This is a genomic window from Streptomyces sp. NPDC001231 (assembly GCF_042896885.1).
In the GTDB taxonomy this organism is placed as follows: domain Bacteria; phylum Actinomycetota; class Actinomycetes; order Streptomycetales; family Streptomycetaceae; genus Streptomyces.
Window position 1 is genome coordinate 1 of record NZ_JBIAXS010000048.1, and the last position, 22844, is coordinate 22844.

General features: G+C 68.1%; 19 protein-coding genes and 6 pseudogenes. 15 read left to right on the forward strand and 10 right to left on the reverse strand.

The features are described 5' to 3' along the window. Positions 1–456 precede the first annotated feature (456 nt). A complete protein-coding gene (locus ACFY3J_RS36505; RefSeq protein ID WP_390842693.1) occupies positions 457–1041 on the forward strand; it encodes a Clp protease N-terminal domain-containing protein in 585 nt (194 codons plus the stop codon). Between the two features lie 24 nt (positions 1042–1065). Here the strand turns inward: ACFY3J_RS36505 and ACFY3J_RS36510 are convergent. The 8 genes and pseudogenes from ACFY3J_RS36510 to ACFY3J_RS36545 form a co-directional block, all read right to left on the reverse strand. Continuing rightward, positions 1066–1909 (reverse strand): annotated as a pseudogene (locus ACFY3J_RS36510) (IS5 family transposase). Positions 1910–2181: 272 nt separating this feature from the next. Continuing rightward, positions 2182–3306 (reverse strand): ABC transporter ATP-binding protein, encoded by a 1125-nt coding sequence (locus tag ACFY3J_RS36515; protein WP_384183136.1) that lies wholly within the window; start codon positions 3304–3306, stop codon positions 2182–2184. Further along, positions 3303–4115: an ABC transporter permease gene (locus ACFY3J_RS36520; protein ID WP_384183138.1), complete on the reverse strand. Its 813-nt coding sequence runs from the start codon at positions 4113–4115 to the stop codon at positions 3303–3305. Before ACFY3J_RS36520 ends, ACFY3J_RS36515 begins: the two co-directional genes overlap by 4 nt. 2 nt (positions 4116–4117) lie before the next feature. Further along, positions 4118–5014 carry an ABC transporter permease gene (locus tag ACFY3J_RS36525; RefSeq protein ID WP_390842676.1) on the reverse strand — a complete coding sequence of 299 codons (897 nt, stop codon included), beginning with the start codon at positions 5012–5014 and terminating at the stop codon, positions 4118–4120. Then, positions 5011–6063: a PotD/PotF family extracellular solute-binding protein gene (locus ACFY3J_RS36530; protein WP_384183144.1), complete on the reverse strand. Its 1053-nt coding sequence runs from the start codon at positions 6061–6063 to the stop codon at positions 5011–5013. The genes ACFY3J_RS36525 and ACFY3J_RS36530 overlap by 4 nt, the downstream gene beginning before the upstream one ends. A 354-nt stretch (positions 6064–6417) precedes the next feature. Continuing rightward, positions 6418–7071 carry a GntR family transcriptional regulator gene (locus tag ACFY3J_RS36535; RefSeq protein WP_384183147.1) on the reverse strand — a complete coding sequence of 218 codons (654 nt, stop codon included), beginning with the start codon at positions 7069–7071 and terminating at the stop codon, positions 6418–6420. Between the two features lie 169 nt (positions 7072–7240). Then, a complete protein-coding gene (locus tag ACFY3J_RS36540) occupies positions 7241–8521 on the reverse strand; it encodes a lyase family protein (protein ID WP_390842677.1) in 1281 nt (426 codons plus the stop codon). 1165 nt (positions 8522–9686) lie between these two features. Then, on the reverse strand, positions 9687–9983 hold the full coding sequence (locus ACFY3J_RS36545) for a hypothetical protein (RefSeq protein WP_384183152.1): 297 nt from the start codon (positions 9981–9983) through the stop codon (positions 9687–9689). A 312-nt stretch (positions 9984–10295) separates the two neighbouring features. On the opposite strand from ACFY3J_RS36545, the pseudogene ACFY3J_RS36550 reads away from it, so the two are divergent. The 5 genes and pseudogenes from ACFY3J_RS36550 to ACFY3J_RS36570 form a co-directional block, all read left to right on the forward strand. Beyond that, positions 10296–10592, forward strand: a pseudogene (locus tag ACFY3J_RS36550) (site-2 protease family protein); the annotation flags it as partial. A 55-nt stretch (positions 10593–10647) separates the two neighbouring features. Further along, a complete protein-coding gene (locus tag ACFY3J_RS36555) occupies positions 10648–11001 on the forward strand; it encodes a site-2 protease family protein (RefSeq protein ID WP_390842694.1) in 354 nt (117 codons plus the stop codon). Between the two features lie 332 nt (positions 11002–11333). After that, positions 11334–11465 (forward strand): hypothetical protein, encoded by a 132-nt coding sequence (locus ACFY3J_RS36560; RefSeq protein ID WP_390842679.1) that lies wholly within the window; start codon positions 11334–11336, stop codon positions 11463–11465. After that, positions 11462–11998, forward strand: a pseudogene (locus ACFY3J_RS36565) (mandelate racemase/muconate lactonizing enzyme family protein); the annotation flags it as partial. The gene ACFY3J_RS36560 and the pseudogene ACFY3J_RS36565, both read left to right, overlap by 4 nt. Before the next feature lie 71 nt (positions 11999–12069). After that, positions 12070–12393, forward strand: a pseudogene (locus ACFY3J_RS36570) (phosphatase); the annotation flags it as partial. 157 nt (positions 12394–12550) lie between these two features. Here the strand turns inward: ACFY3J_RS36570 and ACFY3J_RS36575 are convergent. After that, positions 12551–13324, reverse strand: coding sequence for a hypothetical protein (locus ACFY3J_RS36575; RefSeq protein ID WP_390842680.1), 774 nt, complete (start codon positions 13322–13324; stop codon positions 12551–12553). A gap of 116 nt (positions 13325–13440) precedes the next feature. Here ACFY3J_RS36575 and ACFY3J_RS36580 point away from each other — a divergent pair, with 116 nt between their 5' ends. From ACFY3J_RS36580 to ACFY3J_RS36610, 7 genes and pseudogenes are all read left to right on the forward strand, one after another. After that, positions 13441–13767, forward strand: a complete 327-nt coding sequence (locus tag ACFY3J_RS36580; RefSeq protein ID WP_384183157.1) for a hypothetical protein — start codon at positions 13441–13443, stop codon at positions 13765–13767. A 524-nt stretch (positions 13768–14291) separates the two neighbouring features. Continuing rightward, a complete protein-coding gene (locus tag ACFY3J_RS36585; RefSeq protein ID WP_384183160.1) occupies positions 14292–15167 on the forward strand; it encodes a patatin-like phospholipase family protein in 876 nt (291 codons plus the stop codon). Further along, positions 15164–16225, forward strand: coding sequence for a hypothetical protein (locus ACFY3J_RS36590; RefSeq protein ID WP_384183162.1), 1062 nt, complete (start codon positions 15164–15166; stop codon positions 16223–16225). The genes ACFY3J_RS36585 and ACFY3J_RS36590 overlap by 4 nt, the downstream gene beginning before the upstream one ends. Before the next feature lie 196 nt (positions 16226–16421). Further along, positions 16422–16826, forward strand: a complete 405-nt coding sequence (locus tag ACFY3J_RS36595) for a hypothetical protein (RefSeq protein WP_390842681.1) — start codon at positions 16422–16424, stop codon at positions 16824–16826. Between the two features lie 157 nt (positions 16827–16983). Next, complete coding sequence (locus ACFY3J_RS36600; RefSeq protein ID WP_390842682.1) at positions 16984–17505, forward strand: hypothetical protein; 522 nt, start codon at positions 16984–16986, stop codon at positions 17503–17505. Between the two features lie 74 nt (positions 17506–17579). Continuing rightward, positions 17580–18338: pseudogene (locus tag ACFY3J_RS36605) on the forward strand (metallophosphoesterase family protein). Positions 18339–19338: 1000 nt separating this feature from the next. Next, positions 19339–20679 (forward strand): insulinase family protein, encoded by a 1341-nt coding sequence (locus ACFY3J_RS36610; protein ID WP_390842683.1) that lies wholly within the window; start codon positions 19339–19341, stop codon positions 20677–20679. Positions 20680–20866: 187 nt separating this feature from the next. Here the strand turns inward: ACFY3J_RS36610 and ACFY3J_RS36615 are convergent, their stop codons facing one another. After that, complete coding sequence (locus ACFY3J_RS36615) at positions 20867–21319, reverse strand: winged helix-turn-helix transcriptional regulator (protein ID WP_384183172.1); 453 nt, start codon at positions 21317–21319, stop codon at positions 20867–20869. A gap of 136 nt (positions 21320–21455) precedes the next feature. On the opposite strand from ACFY3J_RS36615, the gene ACFY3J_RS36620 reads away from it, so the two are divergent. Then, complete coding sequence (locus ACFY3J_RS36620) at positions 21456–22373, forward strand: zinc-binding dehydrogenase (protein WP_390842684.1); 918 nt, start codon at positions 21456–21458, stop codon at positions 22371–22373. A 134-nt stretch (positions 22374–22507) separates the two neighbouring features. Further along, positions 22508–22807: pseudogene (locus ACFY3J_RS36625) on the forward strand (integrase core domain-containing protein); the annotation flags it as partial. Positions 22808–22844 lie beyond the last annotated feature (37 nt).

The following is a 22844-nucleotide window of genomic DNA, read 5'->3' on the forward strand; positions in this document are numbered from 1 at the left end:
CACAGCGTGAAAGGGAGGTCGTCGTCATGTCCGGCAGATTCCCATGTGGGTGAACCACTCGATCCCCGAACGATCACCGAAGGTTTAATTTCAAGTTAAGAGCTCACGCAAATAGACGCGATGGAGCACCTCTGGTCGCGCTTCTGGATGCCTCACGCCGATTCCTTGTCAGCCAGTGCTGACACCCCTCTACGTGTCAGCCTATGCTGACAGTATGGAGTCGGTAACTGAACTGGCTGCTGCCGTCGACAGCAGCGACCCAGCGGCAGGGTTGGCCGGGGTGGCTGCTCTGCGCCGTTTGCTGGACGAACTGGAAGCGTTGCATGTGAGCAACGCCCGTGCCCAGGGCTGGTCGTGGGAAGCCATCGCCTCTGCACTTGGCGTGAAGCGGCAGTCCGCACACAGAAAGCACGCTGGTCACGTCGAGAGTCGGATTTCTGGGGGTCAGAGGTGACGATGCTCACGGGGTTCACTCAGCCCGCGCGCCGAGTTGTCGTGCGGGCGGGGGTTCTGGCCATCGACGCTGGCCGGGATGTCCTCGGCACCGGACATCTCCTGGCGGCCCTCGCTAAGGTCGATTCCACCTGCTTGCCACTGCAGGCGCTCGACCTCACTCCTTTCGCCGTGCTCGCCGAGGTTGAAGAGCGTGGGGAGACCGATCGACGTCAACGTGATGGCGAGTTACTCGCCGACCTTGGCATCGACCTCGACGAGGTCCGGCGTCGTGCCTTTGACGCGACCTCTCTCCGCTCGGATGATCCGGTGCTGTGGGGGCTCCGCCGCTCACGCGCCCTCCCCCTGCGCCTGACGCTCACAGGTCCGCTCGGCATCCTCCGGCTAAATGGGCAGGGCCGGAAGGTGATCGAGGTGGCCGCAACGACGGCTCGCCGTCGGGGCGACCGAACCCACATCGGTTGCGAAGACCTGCTCTGGGGGCTACTCGCGGACAGCTCCAACGAGTCCGTGCGCATCCTTCACCGCCTCGGCGTCGACCTTCGCCGATTCTGGACGGACCTGGAGCGCTGGCACGCAGCAGCCTAAGACGTCACGCGGATGCGCGTGGGGTCATGGTCGCCGAGTGGGGCGGTCGTCCCAGCGGTGAGTGGTCCAGGCTCGGCGGATGAGGCTACGCACGGTGATGATGGTGTCGGCGAGGTCGAAGAAGGCATCGATGACCCCGATCCTGCGCTCGTAGCAGCGGGCCAGCCGGTGGAAGGCGTTCTGCCAGGCGTGGGTGCACTCTACGTGCAAACGCCGGGTGGCCTGGACGGGGGCCTTCTCGCCCTTGTGTGCGATCCGGCCGTGGAGGCCGCGTGTCCCAAGCGTGGTACGGCTCTTGCCTGAGCCGTAGCTGGCGTCCAGGTGCACGGTGATGTCGTCGGGCAGTGGGCCGAGGTCGTCCAGAAGGTCCAGGGTCGTGGCGAGCAGCGGGGAGTCGTGGCAGTTCGCTCCGGCCAGGACGCGGCCCAGCGGGATTCGGGTAACCATCCGTCATGCCCGAGCGTTTCAGTCCTTGTTTGCCTCGGTCGACGGGGGATCGTCCAGCGGCTTCTCCGCCTCCGGGCGCCTTGGTGATCGCCCCGTCGATGACGATCTGGTCCAGCACGAGGCCGATGATGCGGTCGTACGCCTCCAGGGTGATCCGCTTCAGCCGGGCGAAGACGCCGAGCTGGATCCACTCGTCACGGCGGCTGCGGATGGTGGTGGCCGAGCAGGTGGTGTCGGCGATGGCCTGGTAGGAGCAACCGAACCGTAGGACCTGCAGCAACTCTTCGAAGACGATCCGATCGCTGATCCGCGGGCGGTGACAGCCCAGTGGGTGGGCCGGGTCGTAGACCGGCCGCGTGGGTAGCAGCGCCGAGAATGGGTCCCAGAGGGGCTTGGTCGGCCATGATGGCAGTGCAGGCACAGGTCTCTCCGGTGATCACAGAGCGTCGCAGCTCCATGGTCGCCAGGGCCTGTGCCTGTTCTGCCACCGGGGCGCTCCATCGCGCCTATCTGCGCAAGCTCTGAGGCACCGATCCCTCTTGCGTAGGAAGCCGAGTCCCGGCCGCGTTGGGTGGGGCGGCCGGGACTCTTCCGCTCGGGCAACGGCGCTGGAACCGAGCGGAGCCAGCAGGGGTGGCAGGTGGGCCGCGCCCGCTCCCGTCGCGGTCTCTGCTGCTTCAGAGGTGTGAGATTTCAGTCCTCTGCGGGCAGCGCTCGAGCGGCGCCTGGCGGAACAGAGACGGAGATCATGTCGCCGCGCGCGGGAAGGCTGAGCGCGGCCGGGTCGGACACGGCGACCCGGAGCCGGACGTCTCCTGCGATCTCAACGACGACAGTGGCGATGTTGCCTTCGTTGACGACCTCGACCACCTGGCCGGCGATCGACGTTGCCGCGCTCTCCCCGCCCAGGCGGAGTGCCTCCGGCCTGAGCAGGACGCGGACGGAGTCGCCCGCCGTGACCGTCCCGGGATGCAGCGCATGCACGATGTTCGATGTGGGCAACCGGACGGCACATCGGTCGGCTCCGGCTTCCGTACAGACGCCGGGAATCAGGTTGGACTGGCCGACGAATCCGGCAACGAACGCGTTCGCCGGTTCCCGGTAGATCGTCTCCGGCGTGTCGAGCTGGTCGATCCGGCCGGCTCGCATCACCGCGATCCGGTCGCTCATCACCAGTGCCTCGGTTTGATCGTGCGTCACGAAGATTGAGGTGACGCCGAGTTCACGCTGCAGGTGCTTGATCTCCAGGCGGAGCTGCTCACGCAGCTTCAGGTCCAAATTGGACAGCGGTTCGTCGAACAACAGCACCTTCGGCTGCACCACGATGGCCCGGGCCAGCGCGACGCGCTGCTGCTGCCCGCCGGAGAGCTGACTGGGCAGGCGATCCTCGTGACCGGCGAGCCCGACACGTTCGAGCGCCTCGGCCACGCGCTTGCGGATCTCCGTCTTGGGGCGCTTGCGCATCTGCAGTCCGTAGCCGACGTTTCGGCCGACGGTCAGGTGAGGGAACAGTGCGTACTGCTGAAAGACCATGGCGGTGTCGCGCCGGTCCGGTGGCAGTTGGTGTACGTCCTGCCCGTCGAGCATGATCTGTCCGCTGTCCGGGGTCAGGAAGCCCGCGATCATGTTCAGTGTCGTGGTCTTGCCGCAGCCGGAGGGTCCGAGCAGGGTGAGGAACTCGCCGGGGCGTACATCGAGGTCGAGGTTTTCGACGGCTACCGAGGAGCCGAACTGCTTACGGATGCCGCCCAGGGTGACCGCGTATCCGCCGGCTCTTGCCTGGGTGGCCGGCCGCTTGTCGGTGCTGAGTGCGGTCACTTGGTACCTCCGTGGATGAACTCGGTCAGGTGGGTGAACCGGGATGCGATGCCTGCGATGGCACAGATGCCGAGGACGCTGGTGACCGCGACGCAGGCCAGGGTGGGTGAGTACTCGTACTCCATGTACTGCAGGAGCTGGATGGGCAGGGTGTTCGCGTCGCGTGTGGTGAGGAACAGGGAGACTTCGACGTTGTTGAACGACATGATGAAGGCGAAGAGTGCTCCCGCGAACATGCCTGATCGCATGAGCGGCAGGGTGACCGAGGTGAACGCGCGCAGGGGCGTGGCACCGAGATCGCGGGCGGCTCGTTCCCACAGGGGGTTGACCCCGAGCAGGCTGACGCCCACGGTGCGCAGGACGAACGGGATGCCGATCACCGTGTGCGTCACTACCAGCAGGGGGGAGCCGATCAGTCCGCGCGCGCTCAGCATCGAGATCAGCTGGACGACGCCGAGGCTGATCACGATCTCCGGTAGCAGCAGGGGGGTGGCCAGGAAGCCCTCCAGCGCGGCGCGGCCACGGCCCCGGCCGCGGGACAGGGCGTACGCAGCGGCTGTGCCCATGACGAGGGCACACAGCGCGGATGCCAGTGCGACTTGGGCAGACAGGGCCATGGGCAGCAGCCACTCGCGGGTGAGCGCAGAGTGCCACCACCGCAAGGAGAGTCCGCTCGGCGGGAAGGCCGGGTAGGTGTCCGGCTGGATGGAGGTCCACACCACGACGACCATCGGCACGGCGATGAAGAGCATGACCAGGGCGAGAAGTACGGAGCGCAGCAGGATCCATGGACGAAAGCGCATGGTCATGGTCAGAGCCCCTTTCGTGACCGGTTGCCGGCCCACAGCAGTGCGGACACCGTGATGGCGCTCACCGCGAGGATGACCACTGCGACTGCCGCGGCCTGGCCCCATTCGAGGCTGATCACCACGCGGTAGCGGACCAGGGTGGCGAGGGTCTGGACCCGCCCGCCGCCGAGTACGGCGGCCGTGGCGAACGCGCCGAGGCTGATCGCGAAGGTCAGCATGAAACCGGAGATCAAGCCGGGCCGGATCAGTGGCAGCGTGACCTGGAAGAAGGTGCGGACCGGCCCCGCACCGAGGTCGCGGGATGCGCGTTCCAGTGCGGGATCGACGCTCTGCACGCTGGACATCGCCGTGAACACCGCGAACGGCAGGAGCACGTGCACGAGCCCGACGATCACAGCGAACCAGGTCCCGATGAACGCGACGGGTGCGTCGGTCACTCCTGCCCAGAGGAGAATCTTGTTGAGCAGCCCGTCGTCCTGGAGCAGCACCAGCCAGCCGTAGGTACGGACGACGACGCTGGATACCAGGGGCGAGACCACGATGAGCAGGACGAGCGTGCGCAGACGCGAGCGGGACCGGACGAGGAAGTGGGCGACGAGGAGCCCCATGGCCGTACAGGCCAGGCCCACCACGACGGAGGTCCAGATGGTGTCCCAGAGCACCGACCGGAAGTAGCTGTCGCCGAACAGATCGGTGTAGTGCTCGAAGGTGAGATGCGTGGTGACCTTGGCGCCGTCGTAGGTCAGCACGCTGCTGGCGAGGAGGATCATGGTCGGGACGGCGAACACCGCCAGCACCCAGACCGTCGCGGGCAACGTGAGCAATGGCAGCCTGGAACGCTTCCGTGCCGGCGCCGGCACCGGCACGCGCGGGGGCGAGGCCGTCAGGGAGGTGGTCATCGCACTGCCTCCTGCCACTCCTGCTGCCACTGGGTGCGGTGCTTGTTGACCGTCGCCGCGTCAGCGATCTTGACCTTGGCAAGCTTCTCCGGCGTCGTGATGTGCTTGGCCGCGAAGTCCGCGGGGAAGGTCAGGCCGCTGATTGCGGGCCCGACGTTGTAGGCACGCGCCCAGCGCTCCTGGACCTCTTTGGAAAGCCAGTAGTCGATGAGCTTGTAGGCGTTGTCCTTGTGTTCGGCACCGTCCGGGATACCGAGACCGCCCAGGTGCGCGTATGTGCCTTCACGGGGAACGGTGAAGTCGTAGTTGTTGGTCTTGGCGTAGATCGCGGCGCGGCCGTCGAAGTACGGGAAGGCCGTGGCGGTCTGCTTCGCCATGAACGGCACGGCCTCGGCCGAGGTCGTGGGGGTGGCGAGGGCGTGCTTGGCCATCTCCTCGGTCCGCTTGAAGCCGGGGCCCATGTTGGTGATTCCCCCGCCGCCTATGTCGGCGAGGTTGAGCAGGGCGTAGACCCCGAGGATGTTGTTCGGGTTGAAGACCAGCGCGCCCTTGCCGTACTTGGGGCCCCACATCACGTCCCAACTGGTGGGCGGCTTCGGGAAGTCGTCGCGGTTGTACATCAGGGAGACCTGCTGGACGTCCTGGATGGCACCGACACCGTAGGTGTGTTTCTGCAGCTTCTGGGGCACGTGTGCCATGTTCGGCACCTGCTTCAGGGTCACCGGGGCAAGCAGGTGGTCCTGGTGGCCCTGGTCGAGCTCGAAGTAGGTCATCACGGCGAGGTCGAAGCCTGGTTCGCCGCTAGCGGCCCGGATGGCGGCGTAGGTCTCCGCTCCGGCTCCCCCAGCTCTGTACTTGACCTGGATGCCGGTCTTCTTCGTGAAGGGCTTCGCGATTTGTTCTTTGAAGAGGGTTTCGTACTCGGCGCCGAAGCCTTGGACGACAACTACGTCCTTTCCACCGGCGCCGGCGTCCGGGCCGGTAGACGTGCAGGCGGCCAGTGACGCTGAGAGCCCGAGCACGAGCGCCACACTGATGAACTTCTTCATGTCGGCCGCACCTCCAATTTGAAACTAGTGTGGATACATCGATGCCGTATGTACTTGATTGATCGCTGAACACCAGGAATGGGATGCTCATCCCGTTCGCTGGCGGAATAGGAGAACCTTTATCTCCGTTATCCGAGAGGTTGTGTAACGGAGATGTGAGACAGTGACGGCAACCGTCGTCGGCAGACTGGCCAGGGTCAACGGATTGCGAGGAAAGCTCCCCAGCTCCGGCGGGGAAAGGCGGAGCCGGGGAGCTGATCGTTGAGGCGCGCTACCAGCCGTGTGGGTGGCGGTGGTGCTGTGCGCTCAAGAGGGTCAACGTGTGGGCCGCGAAACGATGGCGAGCCCGGTTGATCATTCAGGAAGGTTCTTCAGGAGCCGGCCGCGGGCAGCGTTCATGCGTTCCTCGAGTTGCTGGCAGGCGGCTTCTGCCTGCCCTGCCCGAAGCAGGTCGACGAACTTGTGGTGATTGGCCATGACGATCTCGTGATCGACATCGCCCGCCGTGATGGCGGCCAGTCGAGCCTCCACCATCAGCTGTGTGTGGGCAGTGACCAAGCGTTGCGAGCCGGTCAAGCCGACAACTGCGGTGTGGCAGCGAGCTTCGAGGCGGAGTTGGTTGAGCCGGTCGGCCGATGCGATCGCTGCGTCGAGCGCCTCAAGGCTTTGGTCCAGTTCCTCGCGGGCGGACGGGGCGGCGGTCGCGAACGACCGGGCGCCGGCCGCCTCGAGATGGAACCGCGCGATGTAGATGTCGACCATCTGGTCACGGGTGATGCGGGTGACCGCGAGTGCCACTCCGCGGCCCTGCTTCTGGACGAGGCCATCGTTCTGCAGCCGCAGCAGCACCTCACGGACCGTCGGCCTGGCGATGCCCATCCACTCACTGACCTGCGCTTCGGGCAGCGGCGTGCCGGGGGGCAGCGAACCGTCGATGATTTCGGTGCGCAGCGTTTCGACGGCCTGGTCCACCAGGCTCGTCCGCTGCAGTTTCGTCGCCGGTCGCATCAGTGCCCCATCCTAGAGCCCCGCTGCAGCACCTCATGCCGGGCACGACTGCTTTGGTCTGGGACCGCCTGCCCGACAAACTCGGCATACCACCCGTTTCCGGTCGACCCGTCAGCCGGCACTGCCCCGAATCGCGCGGTGTCGGCTCTGGTGCTGGTGTACACGTTCATTACTTTTCCTCTTGTGCCGACAGGTAGGTACGGGCCGAGCGGCCGGCCACTGCGTCATATCCGTCCTTCTCCGCCCGCGCGATCGCGACATCGAAGGGACTTGCACCGAGTGCAGCGAGCCGCTCCTTGTTCCAGCGCAGTCCCTCGATGCACTTGTCGGTGAGCACGGACACCACGGAGGCCAGCTCGGTAAGCGCCGGGGAGAGACCAGCGACGACAGCGGGCCCGTGCCCGAAGGTATCGGGGTCGCCGGAAGCGACGGCCATGCCCACCCCCGTGGCGGCCGCTCGGATCGCGAAGGTCGCCTGGATAACCATGGTGGGTACGGCCGGGTTGACCTTGCCCGGCATGATCGACGATCCGGGCTGAAGCTTGGGAAGCGACAGCTCCGACAGTCCGCCGTTCGGGCCCGAGCTGAGGATGCGCAAGTCGTGGCACTGCTTGAACAGGATGCTGGCACACCGGGCTGCGGTGTCGGCCAGCGCGGCGTAGCCGTCGGCGTGCACGAACGCATCGATGGGGTTTGCGCTCGGCCGCAGCGGCAGACCCGTGATGTCGGCCAGGTGCTCTACCGCTGAAGCCTTGAATCCCTCCGGCGCTCCCACGCCGGTTCCGAGCACGGTCCCTCCGAGCGGAACCGCCAGCAGCATCTGCGCGGCAGCCTCGAACTGGTCGGCGAACCGTTCAGCCGCCGCTGCGTGCGCCTGGTGCGTCGCCGACACCGGGACGACGACGGCGTCCTGCCAGGAGGTGCGCCCCATCCGCTCCACTCCGGCATTCTGCTCTGCCTGCCGGAGGAAGCTGCGCGCAAGCTCCCGCAGGGCCGCCGTGACCGCGTACGCCTGGCGCACCAGGAGCACCTTCGTCGCGGTCGGGTAGGTGTCGTTCGAGGACTGAGACCGGTTCACATGATCGTTGGGGTGGATCGTGAGATCCGCGTCGCCCGAGAGCAGCTGGGTCGCCCGCGACGCCAGCACTTCGTTGACGTTCATGTTGGTCGCGGTACCGCCACCGGTGGCGACGAGTCGCACCGGGAACTGATCTATCAGGCCACCCTGCGCGACTTCGCTCGCCGCCTCTGCGATGACCCTCACGCGCACCTCGTCCAGGACGCCGAGGTCACTGTTCGCGCGCACCGCAGCCAGCTTGACCTCGCCGAATGCGCGGACGAACGCAGGGAGGTCCCGCAACCGCGGGCCGGAGGCCGGCGAGTTCTGCAGTACCAGCGCAGTCATCGGACCCCACAGCGCGGGGACGGCGGTGTCATTCGACTCAGTCATGCCTTACCTCGATCAATCGGCGGGCTACAAAGAACGTCAAGGGAGCAAAAAGCCCAGATGTTCAAGTCGGAACAGGTGAATCTTGGCCACCTGCGAGTGACCTTACGACTAAGGAAACCAGACTGTCTAGTCACCAGGTTGTCTAGTTACCTAGCTGCCGCCTTGGCGGGGTCAGAGTTCGATCACCCCTGTCCGAGGACGGCGGACGCGAGTCGACACAAAGGCGCCCAAGCAGTGTCGACCGGGCAGGCAGGCGGCATGGACCGGCAGTCGACCACGCAGGAAAAAGGACCAGTTGAGCAATGACCGAGCCAGCGCGACGACGGCGCACCTCGCACTCAGAAGCGGCCTGTACCGTCCGCTCGAGACCGAATGCCGGAACGACCTGCCGACCCCACCCCGGACTCAAGGTCCTCCGGTAGCGCCCGCCTGGTCGAAGAGGTCAGGCTCCGAGCCGGCCAGGGAGATCATGCGAAGCCCTCTTCCGCGGCCTTCGCCACGAAACACGTCCTTGGCAGGTGCGGCGCACCCTCATAGCAAAGAGAGTTCCTGACGGTGGAGTTGTCCCCCGAGCAGCAGACCAGGTGCGGCGGCCGGCAGGGCGTGATCTGTCGCGTAATGAGCGGCAGCGGGTTACTGTAACGGCGGCGGTAGCGGTAGGCCCACCGGTTCTTCCACCAGCCGAACCGGTGCTCGGACTCCTGAGGGAAGACCAACTGCAGCGCTGTTACCCCCACGCTCAGCCCCAGACTGAGCACGATGGCCCACCGCGGATTGGCCATGAGGCCGTCTACCGTAGAGGCATGGGCGCGATCGTCCTCGTGTACGAGCTCGACAAGCCGGTGGGCACGCGCACCTCCCCGGGCGGGGCGCCTGGTGAGGCACGGACCGTCCGCCGGGTGCATGCGGCGCCCACCGCCCCGGGGACGCCCACCGCGACTGGACCGCGGACTCTCTGCGGCAAGGACACCTTCGCTATGGAGACGGCCTGCCAGCAGCCATCCGAGCACCCTGGGGCGCCTTGGTACCCCGCAGGGTACGCGTCCGTGATCTGCCCCGACTGCGATGCCGTGATGACCACCTGACGGTCGTGACCGACTGCCCCACCGTCGATGCGTCGCCGGAGGGACCGCTGCGGCTTGCAGCGGCACCCGCTCGCGAACGGCTACTCCTGGGGGATGCCCAGTTCACGGCCGCGGTAGAAACCTTCCCGCTCCTCGACGACGTACGGGGCCATGGCCGTACGCCGCTGCGCCTCCGGCGCGGAGGCCCGCCAGGAGTCGCATACCTCCTTGGAGTCCCAGAACGACACCCCGGTGATCTCCCGTCCGTCCTCGGACCAGTACGCAAAGGCGCGGCGCAGACCCTGCGGGTATGGGGCGGGACGCCATGCCCTCTCGAACTCCGCCAAGGTGCCCGGCTGAAGCCGGCGCGTCGTTACCCAGACGAAGTGCTCCTCCATCGCAGCCTCCTCCGCAACGCCGGTTCGGCTTGTCGACCCCTGTCAGACCACCGTAGGTCCAAAGCACTGCTTCTGCCTCGGCGGCGATCGCGGCGCTGCGGAGGATCCAGGCGCAGTTCCGGACCGCGCCGGCCTGGTGTCGTAGGACTGCTTTCGATCGTGAGACGCCGAAGGACCATGGAAGGGGGGCCTGGAGCGCGTTCTCAACTGCGCCCCGTGTGTCTGTCGGTGGTGATAGCGATGAGGGGTTCGATCCGGATCGGGAGTGTGCGCGGGGCGGCGGTGTGGGCGCACTGGAGTGTGCCGTTGATCATGCTGCTCCTTGCATCCGGTCTGGCCAGCCGGACACTGCCCAGTTACACGCCGGGCCTGGCACCCGCCGCGTACGCGGTCGCCGGGGTGGCTGGCGCTCTGCTGCTGGTGGTGAGCCTGGTGGTGCACGAGGCGGCGCACGCGCTGACGGCCCGCAGGGCCGGGATACCCGTGCGGGACATGACACTGTGGGCGCTCGGTGGACTGACCCGGATGGACCGGCCGACGACGGCGCGGGCAGCATTCGCAGTCGCCGGCAGCGGGCCGGTCGCCAGCCTTCTGCTCGGCGGGGCTGCGATAGGGGGCTCGGCCGCGGTGGACGCGACGCTCGGCTGGGGTACCGGTTCCCGTACTGGGCTGGCTGGGGGGCACGAACCTGCTGCTGGGCGCCTTCAACATGCTGCCCTCCGCGCCACTGGACGGGGGTCGGGTGCTGCAGGCCGTGTTGTGGTGGCCTACGCGGGACCGCGAACGGGCCCAGCGGGCGGCCGGACGCAGCGGACAGGTCGTCGGCATGGTGCTGGGCCCTCATGCGGTGGGTGGCCTTCGTGAGGGGTGTGTCGGGCGGATTGTGACTGATGGTCATCGGCTTGTTCGTGACGGGCACCGCCGCGGCCGAACGACGGTGGGCCGAACTGTTCACGGCCTTCGCGGCGTACAGGTGACAGAGGCGATGACCAGTCCGGTGGTCACCGGTCCCGACTGACTGACCGTGGACCGCTTCCTGTCCGAGGTAGCCGCCCAGGCAGGACATTCGGTGCTGCCGTTGCTGGACTTCGAGGGCCGCCCCAGCGGTGTCGTACGGCACCGACTGACTGCCGTGCCGTCCGGGCAGCGGCCGTCGCTGCGTGTACGGCACGTGGCGACCCCACTGTCGCAGTGCACACTCGCCGCACCAGACGACCTGCTGATCTCCATCCTGGAGCGCCTCGGCTCCGGAGGCGGACTGCCCATCCCTTCCTGGGGATCGCCGTCCTGCCGGATTCCATCCGCTCCGCACCCCGCGAGGGGGTCCGGTACAAGGAGATCACGGACGCCTTGTCCGTCCCGCTGGCCCTGGCCTGGCGCGAGGACGACGGATCACCGCCGCTGCTGAATCTCCTCGGGGTGCTGGAACGCAACGACGCATTTCTCGGGCCAGGCCCGCAGATGCCCCAAGGAGTGGCATGAAGATCGTCCAGGTGGAGGCAATTCCCTATGCCATTCCCTATGCGAAACCGTTGAAATTCGCGAGCGGCGAGGTGCATACCCCCGACCACGTCCTGGTCCGGGTGCACACCGACGAAGGGCTCATCGGCACGGCCGAGGCCCCGCCACGCCCGTACACCTACGGTGAGACCCAGGAGTCGATCATCACGGTGATCGACAAGATCTTCTCGCCACAGATCCTGGGACTGACAGCGCTGGAGCGGGAGGCTGTCCACGAACGCCTGGACCGCACCGTAGGCAACCCGACCGCCAAGTCCGCCCTCGACATGGCGCTGTGGGACATCCTCGGCCAGGCCGCCGGGATGCCGGTCTCCGGGCTGCTCGGCGGCTACACCGACCGCATGCGCGTCAGCCACATGGTCGGCTTCGCGCCCGCCGAACGGATCCGGGACAGCAACGGCATCACCACGTTCAAGGTGAAGGTCGGACGCCGCCCCTACGCCGACGACGTGGCGGCCTGCCGCGCCCTGCGTGAAGCCCTCGGTCCTGACGTCGGGAGGCGAAGCCGAGCTTGCCCAGGATGCGCTCGACATGGCCGTCCACGGTGCGGGGTGAGATCACCAGTACGTTCGCTCAGGTTGCTACGGACCAAGATCCGCGCGAGTGCCTGGCCACGCTGCACGACCTGGAAGACGAGGACGTCCGATCCGGCGTCTATGCGGCTTTCGACGGCGCATCCGAGCTGCTGCACGGCCTGCCGCCAGGGTCCTGGGCGCTGGTGACTTCGAACGACGAGCACAGGGTGCGTGGCCGTTTCCTGCGGACGGACCTGCCTGTGCCGGACGTGATCGTGGACGCGGTGGCTGTCGAGGAAGTGCACCCACGAGTCGCGGGGGAAGGAGACGACGGTGGCCCATTTCCCATCGCCGCCGGTGTGCAGCAGCTGGGGGACGCCGGAACGCTGTACTTCACGATTCTGTGAAGGCATACACGACCGGTAACTTTTTCCAGGCCGTGGCGAAGCTCCACTGTTGCTGAACCGGGCTGTTGGTCCGAGCCTGTGCGGCCCTCGGCGCGCCGAAGCCACCGCGTCAGGAAACGGCCCGTCAGGCGTCCGCGCTGGCCCTGCCGATGGTACTGGCGTGCCCCGTCCGCAGCAGCCGCAGGAACGCCTTGAGCCCGGTGATGATCTCCTCGTTGTCGGTGAGCCGGTTCACCGTCATCTCGAACTCCCGGGCCAGCGCGGCGATCCTGCGGTCGGCCTCGTCGGCGCGACCGTACAGGGACACCCCCAACGCATCCACGGCCCGCCGCAGTTCGGCCAGCGCGCGATACTGCTCCTCGGTCTTCTCCTCCAGGACCTTGACGCCTCGGTCCGTGTGCCCCATGCGCTCCTGCAGCCGCACCACGTCATCACGCGGGAAGGTCACGTCCTTCAGCAGGGTGCCCAGCCGCTTGCGCAACTGCGTGAACCAGGCGCCCGCCGGCCGGAAGACCATGCTGAGCAGGAAGAACCCCGCGATCCAGTACCCGGCCCGGTGACCCGTTGTCGACGTTACCGCCACCACCCCGGCCGCGGTCAGCACATGCCCCGCCACGGCGACCCGCAGCATTGTGCGGGCTATGCGTGCCGCCTCCACATCGCGCGTAGACGGAACCTCCAGGCCCTTGTCCCGGCTCACCGCGATCTCGGTCAGCACCGTCTGCGCCCGGAAGTACACGTTCCAGGGAACGGTCAGCAGCACGAGCAGCCACAGCAGGCTCAGCACCCCGGCCGCCGCGCCCAGCACCACCGGCAGCGGAGCACCCACCGCGTACACCAGCGCCAGCGCTCCCGCGGTCACCCCCAGCGCCACCACCGCCGCGATGAATCTCGCCATCCCGCCCTCACTCTCCCGCCGCAGTTTCCCGCCAATTGTCCCGCCGTGGCGGCCGGTCGGCATGAGTACGGTTACTCAGGTCCGGGGGGAATGCACCCCCATGTACGCCGTCCGCGGTGTGGGGGTTTAAGAACTATCTGCACCCGACGCGCGACCTGTACTGGGTCAAGAGCGATTGTGAAACGGGCGCTACCCCCCAAATTACGTTTTGGCTCAAGAACCATGCCGCGCACTCGATGGCGTACGGCATCCGATACGACTACCTCGAGAAGCAGGGGAAGGTCGTTGGGCACGCTGAGGGTGTCTTCTCGGCGGCTCCTCACCAGGTGATTGGTGATGAGGCGCTGCACAGCGCGGGCGGCGTCTGCAGACCCAAGTACAAGTTTGCGTTCATCAACGCGTACGACAACAGCGGGGAAGGCGCTGATCAGCCACATTTCTGACGCAGCCCCGGGGCGCCGATGGGCGTAGACCTGCTGTGGTCGGGGTTCGGGCGGTCGTGGTCGGGACGGTGTGGCCGGGTATGGATGAGGACCCGAGTCGGTCAGGTGCTCGGGCCCTCACAGGGTTCGCGTATGGGCCGGGGGGACGGATGCTCCTCCACGCGACGGCCTGCTCAACGATCCCTCCGGCTGTCAAATACGGGCGGCTGGCCCCGCGTGGTGGCCAGCACATCACGGCGGCGCTCGAGCTGGCCGACGATGGGCTGTAAGCCTCATAGCTGTGCACCAGGTGGTGCTCGACGAAGCGCACCGGCAGTTGCAGCGGCCCCGGCAGCGGGTGGGCCGTCTCTTCGACGACGCGCAGCGACGCCGCCATGAGGTGGGTCCCGACTTGTGGGACCGCCGCGGCCCGGTAGCCATCGGCGCTCGCGTAGAACGCGGAGTCGGCGCGCAGGACCAGCAGGCCGTGGTCGGTGACGGGTCCCTTGGTGGTTGGCGGCGCCGTGTCGGGGCACCCTTCGGCCATGGAGGACAGCCGGCTCACCCGCCCGCCGACCCGTGCCTTCGTGCTGGGCGGCGGCGGTGCACTCGGCGCCTACGAGGTTGGCATGCTCAAGGCGCTCTTCGCCGCCGCCGTGCACCCGGACCTCGTCGTCGGCACCTCGGTTGGCGCGATCAACGGCGCCGCCGTCGCGGCCGACCCGTCGCGGGCGTCGGTGGCCCAGCTCGCTGACCTGTGGACCGGCCTTGGGCGTGCCGGCGTGTTCTCCGGGTCGCTGCTCGGGCGGCTGAGCACGGCCGTGCGCAGTGGCACTCACCTGTACCACCCCACGCCGCTGCGGGAATTGCTCTCCTCCCACCTTCCGGTGACTCATATCGAGGGTTTGGCCCTGCCGTTCCAGTGCGTCGCGGCGAACATCGAACGGGCCGCCGAGCACTGGTTCGCCACCGGGCCGCTGGTGGACGCGGTACTCGCCTCGTGCGCAGTGCCCGGGCTGCTGCCGCCCGTCCGGCTCGACGGCGAGCACTTCGTCGACGGCGGCTTGGTCAACAGCATCCCTGTCGGCCGCGCAGTGGCCCTCGGCGCGACCGAGGTCTACGTCCTGCAGGTCGGCCGTGTCGAGCGAGCCCTTTCCCCGCCGCGGGCTCCCTGGCAGGTGGCGCTGGTGGCGTTCGAGATCGCTCGCAGACACCGGTTCGCCCGCGACATGGCGGACCTGCCGCCCGGCGTTACGGTCCACGTGCTGCCTTCGGGCTCGGGCCCCGAGGAGGGCACAGCCACTCTGCGGCAGCTGCGGTACCGCAGCTTCGGCCGGACTGCCGAGCGCATCGAGCGTGCCTACGCGGCCACCTCCCGGTACCTCGAGACCGCTCTCAGCGCACCCGACGGCGCGCCATGACCGATGCGGGTGTGCCCCGAATACGCCCGGCGCGGCTGACCGGTGCGATGGTCACCGGGCTGCGCCGCACGACCACCACCGCGCTGCTGGTCGTCCTCGTCCCTGTGGTGGCCGCGCTCCTCGTCGCCACGGGCGTGCTCTGTGCGCCGGTCTCGCTCGCCACGCGCGGCCCCTGGAGGCCGGTTCGGATCACCGGCTTCGCCCTGGTGTACCTCCTGGTGGATTTGGCCGGGCTGGTGGCCGCCGCCGGCCTATGGGCGCGGCGGCTGCCCGACAGGCGGGACCGCCAGGAGCGGCGCGCCGCCGATGCATTCGCCGTGCTGGAGAGGCTGCTGCGGCTGCTACGACGTGCGGGCGAGCGGGTCTTCCGGCTCCGGGTGGAAGTGACGCCCCCGCCGCCAGGCGAGGCCGGAAACGTGGCGGCGCCGATCCTGGTCTTCGCACGCCACGCCGGGGTCGGCGACTCCTTCCTGCTGCTTCAGACATTGCTCAGCCAGGTCGGACTGCGCCCCCACACGGTCCTGAAGCGGACACTACGCACCGATCCCGCTCTCGACGTCCTCATCGGGCGGGTCCCCCACTGCTTCCTTCCACCCTTCGGCGGCCGGGCCGAGGACGCGATCAGGGGCCTGGCGGCCGGGCTGGGCCCGGGTGACGCCCTCGTGATTTTTCCGGAGGGCGGCAACTTCACACCGCGCCGCCGCCGACGCGCGATCGCCTCGCTGCGGCGCCGGGGGTTGCCGCGCCGGGCGTCCCGCGCGGAACAAATGCACCATGTCCTGCCGCCGCAGGACGCCGGTGCCCTCGCCGCGATCGCCGCCGCGCCCACGGCCGACGTGGTCTTCGTCGCCCACACCGGCCTCGACGTCGTCCACTCGGCGCGCACCGCTTGGAGCCGGCTGCCGCTACGCGACAGCGTGCGGGTGTACTGGTGGCGCATACCCCCAAGCCGCGTCCCGCCGGGCGACGATGCCCGCAGCGAGTGGCTGCTCGCCCAGTGGGCCCGCGTCGACCGCTGGATCGCCGATCACGCCACCCCGGACGCGACGCGCGCGTGAGGTCCAGACCCGCACTCCCCCGGCCCCGGAATCCACCAACTCCCGCCCACGCAGGCGTCATCCACCCCACCCGGTGAAACGACAACGATCTTCGAGGGACTCTGGGGTTATCGGAGACATTCTGCCTACTCCGGAGCCGGTGGAAGCCCTCCCGAAGGACTGGTATCCGGACCCGTGTGTGGTCCACCCGGAGCAGGTGACCGAGTACCCCAGCTGGGACCTTTCCCGGGACACGCATAACGCGTTGCAGGCCCGTTTCGAGGAGCTGAAGCCAACGACCGGCCTGTACTACTCGTATCACTTGGCTGAGGCGCCCGGGATCAAGCTGGGGGGCTACCCCGACTGGACACAGGAACCCTGCTGGCCCGACTGCGAAGCCTGCGGCGAGCGCATGAAGCACTTGCTGACCGTCGCGAGCGAGGAATTCGACGGAGAGTCCTGGCGTACGTGGCTGCCGGTGGAGGACAGAACCGACAGCGGTTGGACAGAAGCCGCGGACAATCCCGCAGGCCTGTGCCTCGGCGACGTCGGAGGCGTGTACATCTTCGAGTGCCGAACCTGCCCGGACCGCCCCATTGGGCACTGGTTCGACTGCTCGTGACTGGCAGAGGGCCGCAACCAGGTGCCCCTGGTTTTCGGACGCCACAGAGCGCGGCCACGGTGGGCGGCCGGCGCAAGCCTTTCTGCGCTGGTGCATGGCCACCCACCGGATGCCGCGACTGACCATCCCTTACCGGACCACGCGAGGCGATGGGCCGATGGCCCTGCACCGACGCATCGAGCTGCTTCAACGCGTCCTCACCGACGAAACCGTGCAGCTCAGGACCCGGGTCGCGGCCTGCCTAGTCCTGCTCTACGCACAGCCGCTCAACCGGATCATCCGACTCACCATCGATGACGTCCTCCACGACGGGCAGCACGTCGCGCTCCGGCTTAGCGACCCGCCGACCCCGATCCCCGAACCGCTCGCCAGCCTGCTGCTGGACTGCCTTGCGGCGTTGCCGGACAACACCCCGGCCGCAAATCGCGGTTCTGCATGGCTCTTCCCCGGCCGTCGCGCCGGTCAGCCGATGGCATCAGGCAGCCTGCGCCACCCTCTGAAAGCCATCGGCATCCCCTCCGGACACGGCCGAACAGCCGCCATCCGGCAGCTCGTCCTCCAAGCCCCACCACCCGTGGTCGCCCAGGCACTCGGCTACCCCAACAAGAGCGCCACCCGGGTCGCCACCGGAGCCGGAGCACCGTGGAAGAGCTACGCGCCCGGCAACCACGCCCGCTGAAGCGGCCCCACCTTCAGCTACGCGTCAGGCGAACGATCCCACCTCTTGGCTGTCTTCACCCCACAGTGGTGACCATGCTGAACCGAGTAGCTGTCCTGTCTGACATTCACGGAGTCCTGCCGGCCTTGGAGGCTGTGCTCGCCGAACCAGAGGTGCGCGCCGCCGATCGCATCGTGCTCACCGGCGACATCACCGCCGGCCCGCAACCGACAGGTTCTCGACCTGCTGACCAGTCTCGGCGACCGCGTCGCCTGGATCAGTGGCAACGCCGACCGCGAACTCCTTGAGTACCGCCGGGGACAACGCGACTCAATCCCCGATCCGATCGCCCCCTGGGCTGCCGAACAGCTCCGCGACGACCACCTCGACCTTCTCGGCTCGTTGCCACGATCACTCTCCCTGCCCGTGCGCGGCCTGGGGAAGGTCCTGTTCTGCCATGCCACCTCCCGTGACGATGAAGAGGTCGTCCTGGTCGACTCCCACCTCGACCGCTGGAAAGAAATCTTCAGCGGACTCGCTACCGACATCCGCACCGTGGTCTGCGGCCACACCCACATGCCGTTCGTCCGCCTCGCCACGGCCGCCTCGTAATCAACCCCGGCAGCGTTGGCATGCCCTACGGAAGATCCGGAGCCCACTGGGCCGTCCTGGGCCCAGGCGTCGATCTGCGAACCACGAACTTCGACATCGAGGCCGCCACCATCCAGGTCAGCCAGGACTCCTCCTACCCCGAAATTACCGAGTGGGCCGACTACTTCCTGCACGCTCGCGCAACCGACGAAGACGCTCTCCAAGCCTTCGGCCCACGGGACGGACGCGACCACACACCGTGACACCCAATCTCTTTGGATGACAGAAGGCAGGTCGAACACCGACTACTCAACCAACGACGCCTACCAGTCCCGAAGGCCTCGTAAGCGGCGCTTCAGATGCTTCCATCCCAGCATGGAACCCGGACATTGGGAGCGCCCTGTGAGGCTCCGCGCGTTCCTCCAGGTCAGTGGCCGCAGGCGGGCCTGGGATGGTCCAGTACCTGCCAGGTAGCAGGACCGACGTGCCCGCCCCGGCCACACCGCGGCACAAGCTACTCCCCCGCAACCACAACTGGCGGCGCGGTCTGCTCGGGCCCCCTTGGCGGCGTGAGCGCTCTGGTGGCGGACCTCGTCGGGGCGCTTACCCTGCTCGATCGCCGTGGCGATGAACCCCGGCCCGGGCGGAGTGCCCGGCGAGCTTCACGTCGATGCCGGCCTGCTTCCCAGCTCGGCAGTGACCCGGTGAACGGTCTCCTCGATCTGCGCGTCCTCGTCCTTCTCCTCGCCGGAGCTTTCACGGGATACGTCGCGTAGGGCCACCGGCCCGACTGGACGGCACGCCCGCCACCCGACCAACCCCGACCATGGTGGCGCTGGCGTCGGCCGCAGACCCGTCTGGCTTTGTTCACGAGTTGCTGCGTCGTCAGTTGTTCACAGGTTTGGGAGGCACCCAGATCCGCAGTCGGGTGATGTTCACGAGTTTCGAAGTCACTGGGCACTTGCCACGGGAGCATCGAGGTGCTCATGGTGAAAATCCCCGGTCATGCCATGAATCTCGAAGGCATCGGGGCACTGCGAACAGCCCCGGATCAGCCCAGGCCGGCGCCAGGATGGGTGGAGCGTCGGCCGTAGCATGTGTCGAGCGTATGATCCCGCCATGCAGCGTGACGTGGTTGATGACGTGCCCGTTTTGTGGGCGGAGGCTCCCGGCCCTCTCGAAGCCGCCCTCATATTCGGGTGCGGGGTGAGCAACGAGACGTTCAGGCATCTGGGAGTGACTCATCTCGTCGAACACCTGGCGATGAGTACGCTGCCGCGGCTGCATCACGAGCACAACGCGTCGGTCACGCTCTCCCTCACGGACTTCACCGCTTCGGGCAGCGCAGCGCAGGTGGCGGAGTTCCTCACCCGGGTCTGCGAGGCGCTGTCCGAGCTGCCGCTGGACCGGATGGAACGCGAAGCCGGTGTACTCGCCGCCGAGGGCGCCGGCGTTACCGACCCGACCAGCGCGGAACTGCTGTCGTTCCGGTACGGCACGGTCGGCGCCGGACTGGCTTCCTGGGACGGGCCGGGGCCCGACCGCATCCCCGCCGAAGCCGTCCGCGACGTCGCTGCCCGCTACTTCCACGCGGACAACGCCGTCCTGGTGCTGACGGGTCCCCCGCCGGCAGGGCTGCGCCTTCCGCTGCCGCGCGGCCCACGACCTGACCGCGGCAGGACGCAGCCGGTGCTCAAGGCGGGCCCGGCCTGGTTCCAGGCCGACGTACCCGGTCCCGGTCTGGCCTTCCACGGCGATCTCGACGACCCCGCGCTCGTGCTCGCCCACGCCGTGCTCCAGGAACGGCTCCGGCAGCGGGCACGGCACCAGGAGGGCTTGTCGTACGAGGTGGGCGGCGCTCGCGTCCACACGGGGGCGGGACAGGTCGAGTACACCCTGTGTCTGGACGCCCGGGAGGGCCAGGAACAGCGCGTGGCCGAGCTGCTGTGGCAGGAGGCCCTGCGGATGGCGAGCGCCGGAGTCACCGAGGAGGAACTCGCTGAGGAGCTAGCCGGGTTCCGCGAGGCCTGGCTCGACCCGCGGTCGATGTCCTCCGAACTCGGCGAAGCGGCCGCGTGCCTGCTGCTCGGGCTCGACTACCAAGACGCGCCGACACGGCTGGACGCCCTGGCGAAGGTCACCCCGGAACAGGCAGGGCAGGCGTTCACCACCGCGCTCGCCACCGCCCTCCTCGCCGTCCCGTGCCATGCGGAGGTGGAACTGCGGCGGCTCAACGGCACCTCTCTCACCCAGGAGATCTGCTCCACCACGCGTGTGTTCCCGCCGGACGTGCGGGTGTTCAAGCCCTCGCTGTTCCAGCGGACCGTCTCTTCCGCCGCGCGTGCGGCCCGGCTCGGAGTCGGCCGCTCCGGACTGTGGTGCTGCGACGCCGACGACGACGTGCATCATGTGCCCTTTGACGAGGTGGTGGGCGTGGAGGTGCGGGGCACGGGCCGCATTGTGTTCGGCTCCCGCGGCTGTTTCATCCCGGTGGTACCGGAGCTGTGGGCGAAGATCGAGCCAGCCGTCGCCACCATCGACGCCGCCGTACCGGAGGCGCTGCGCTACGAAACATCAGGCCTCCTTCCCAGCCGGGACGACTGACGGCCGTCGCGGCCCTGCCCCGCAGCAGAGCTAGCCCGACCGGGGTGCCGACGAGAGCCAGGCCGTGATTCTGGCCGACCTTCGAACCGGGTCAAGGCCGTTCGTCCACCGGCTTCGCCGGCGGGCGCTCCACCTTGACCCGATCCTGCGGTCGGCGGGTGCAGCACCTATCGAGGAGGAGCTACCGTCAGTCGGCAGCGTCGCTCTGCCTGTGGTCGTAGCCGTTGCGATGGGTGAGAACCTCCTCCATGTGGCCCTCCGCCCACTCCTTGATTCCCCGCATGACTCCCTGGAGCGAGCGACCGAGATCGGTCAGCTCATAGGTGACGGTGACGGGCACCGTGGGGGTCACGGTTCTGGTCACCATCCCGTCGCGCTCGAGTGAGCGCAACGTCTGCGTCAGCATCTTCTGGCTCACGCCCGAGATCCGGCGTGACAGCTCGGAGAAGCGCATGGGCCGCGGTTCGTCGCCGGAGGCAGCCCCGGGGCGCGGGCCGTCCCCGCCCAGGGCGGCAAGCACGAGGGCGACCCACTTGTCGGAGATTCGCTCCAGGAGTTGGCGGCTGGGACATGCCGCGAGGAATGCGTCGTACTCCGCTTTGGCTTCGGCCCGCCGCTGGGACGCGGTGCTGGTCGGCACGACCCACCTTTCCGTTCAGTGACTTACGCACTTCAAAGTGCCTACTTTCCCTTGGGAAGTAGGTGCCCCATGGTGGTGCTGCACAACAGCGAGTGCAAGACCACCTCACAAGACCTCCACGAAGGAGCAGATGACGATGAGCCAGACGACGTCTCGGCGCGCCGTGGTCCGCGTTCCGTCCGGGCCCCGGTCGATCGAGACCATCGACGTCCCGGTTGTCGAGCCGGGGCCGGCGGAGATCCGCGTCAAGATTGCCGCCGCGGCGATCAACCCGGTCGACGTTGGGGTGGCCGGGGGCGTCTTTCACCAGCTCGGATTGGTCCACCAGCCGGACTACACCGGTCTCGGCTGGGACTTCGCCGGCACTGTCGACGCGGCCGGACCGGGCGTCGAGCTGCAAGTCGGCACCCGTGTTGCCGGGTTCGTCGACGGTTTCGACCGCGACCACGGGTCCCATGCCGAGCACCTCGTCGTCGCCGCCGCGAATGTCGCCGTCGTCCCGGATGGCATGGACCTGGTCGAGGCGGCGGCGGTGCCGCTCAACGTCACCGCCGCGGCCCAGCTCGTCGACCTCCTCGGTGAGGCGCCGAGCGAGGCTCGGCGCTTGCTGGTGACCGGCGCGGCCGGTGCGGTGGGCGCGCACGTCGCCGTACTCGCCCAGGACCGCGGCTGGCAGGTGACCGGGATGGCCCGAGCGTCCGACGAGCCGTTCGTTCGGGGCATCGGCGCCGACTTCGCCACCGATCTCGGGCGGGGCTGGGACGCCGTTGCCGACGCCGGAGCCCTGCAGGAGCACGCCCTTCGGGCGGTGCGCAACGGTGGCCGTTTCGTCGGCGTGCAGCCGGCCTCGCGGCTTCCCGAGGAGCGCGGCATCGCGGTCGAGGTCGTGTTCGCACATCCCGACGGAGCGCTTCTCGCCCGATTGCTCGCACGGGTGGCGACGGGGGAACTGCCGGCTCGCGTCCACGCCGTCGCGCCGCTCGACGAAGCCGCCGATGCGTACCAGGCGATGGCCAAGGGCAGCGTCCGCGGCCGGATCGTTCTCGTCCCGTGACAGCGCGGCGTCGTCTCGCGAGTCGGACCGTGACCGAGAGGGCTCCCTCGGTTGGAAGACACCGGCCGAAGCCCTGAACGAGCATCTACTATCGGTCCAGGAAGCCGGTGTTGCGCCGACCGGTTGAGTCCGGGCAGTACACGAGCTGGGCGTTCGCCGACGCCTGCCGCAGAGCCGGCGTCCGCCAGTCCATGAGCCCGACCGGCTCCAGCGCGAACAACGCGCTCGCCGAGTCCTTCAACGCGACGTTCAAACGCGAGACGCTCCAGGGCCGGAAAAGCTGGTCCAGCGAGCGCGAGGCCCGCCTCGACGCATTCCGCTGGCTGCACCGCTACAACACCCGACGCCGTCACTCCCGCCTCGGGCAACGCAGCCCGATCGCCTACGAGACAACCTCCGGAACAACATCGACTACGCTGACACCAGCCGCATAGCCCGTGTCCAGGATTCGGGGTCAAGGACCCACCGAGG

Bases quoted from the DNA above. Each gene is read 5' to 3' on its own strand.
- ACFY3J_RS36505 (WP_390842693.1), top strand. From the start codon at position 457: ATGCTCACGGGGTTCACTCAGCCCGCGCGCCGAGTTGTCGTGCGGGCG.
- ACFY3J_RS36520 (WP_384183138.1), bottom strand. From the start codon at position 4,115: ATGACCATGCGCTTTCGTCCATGGATCCTGCTGCGCTCCGTACTTCTC.
- ACFY3J_RS36525 (WP_390842676.1), bottom strand. From the start codon at position 5,014: ATGACCACCTCCCTGACGGCCTCGCCCCCGCGCGTGCCGGTGCCGGCG.
- ACFY3J_RS36530 (WP_384183144.1), bottom strand. From the start codon at position 6,063: ATGAAGAAGTTCATCAGTGTGGCGCTCGTGCTCGGGCTCTCAGCGTCA.
- ACFY3J_RS36535 (WP_384183147.1), bottom strand. From the start codon at position 7,071: ATGCGACCGGCGACGAAACTGCAGCGGACGAGCCTGGTGGACCAGGCC.
- ACFY3J_RS36540 (WP_390842677.1), bottom strand. From the start codon at position 8,521: ATGACTGAGTCGAATGACACCGCCGTCCCCGCGCTGTGGGGTCCGATG.
- ACFY3J_RS36545 (WP_384183152.1), bottom strand. From the start codon at position 9,983: ATGGAGGAGCACTTCGTCTGGGTAACGACGCGCCGGCTTCAGCCGGGC.
- ACFY3J_RS36575 (WP_390842680.1), bottom strand. From the start codon at position 13,324: ATGGCGAGATTCATCGCGGCGGTGGTGGCGCTGGGGGTGACCGCGGGA.
- ACFY3J_RS36585 (WP_384183160.1), top strand. From the start codon at position 14,292: ATGGAGGACAGCCGGCTCACCCGCCCGCCGACCCGTGCCTTCGTGCTG.
- ACFY3J_RS36590 (WP_384183162.1), top strand. From the start codon at position 15,164: ATGACCGATGCGGGTGTGCCCCGAATACGCCCGGCGCGGCTGACCGGT.
- ACFY3J_RS36600 (WP_390842682.1), top strand. From the start codon at position 16,984: ATGGCCCTGCACCGACGCATCGAGCTGCTTCAACGCGTCCTCACCGAC.
- ACFY3J_RS36610 (WP_390842683.1), top strand. From the start codon at position 19,339: ATGAGTACGCTGCCGCGGCTGCATCACGAGCACAACGCGTCGGTCACG.
- ACFY3J_RS36620 (WP_390842684.1), top strand. From the start codon at position 21,456: ATGAGCCAGACGACGTCTCGGCGCGCCGTGGTCCGCGTTCCGTCCGGG.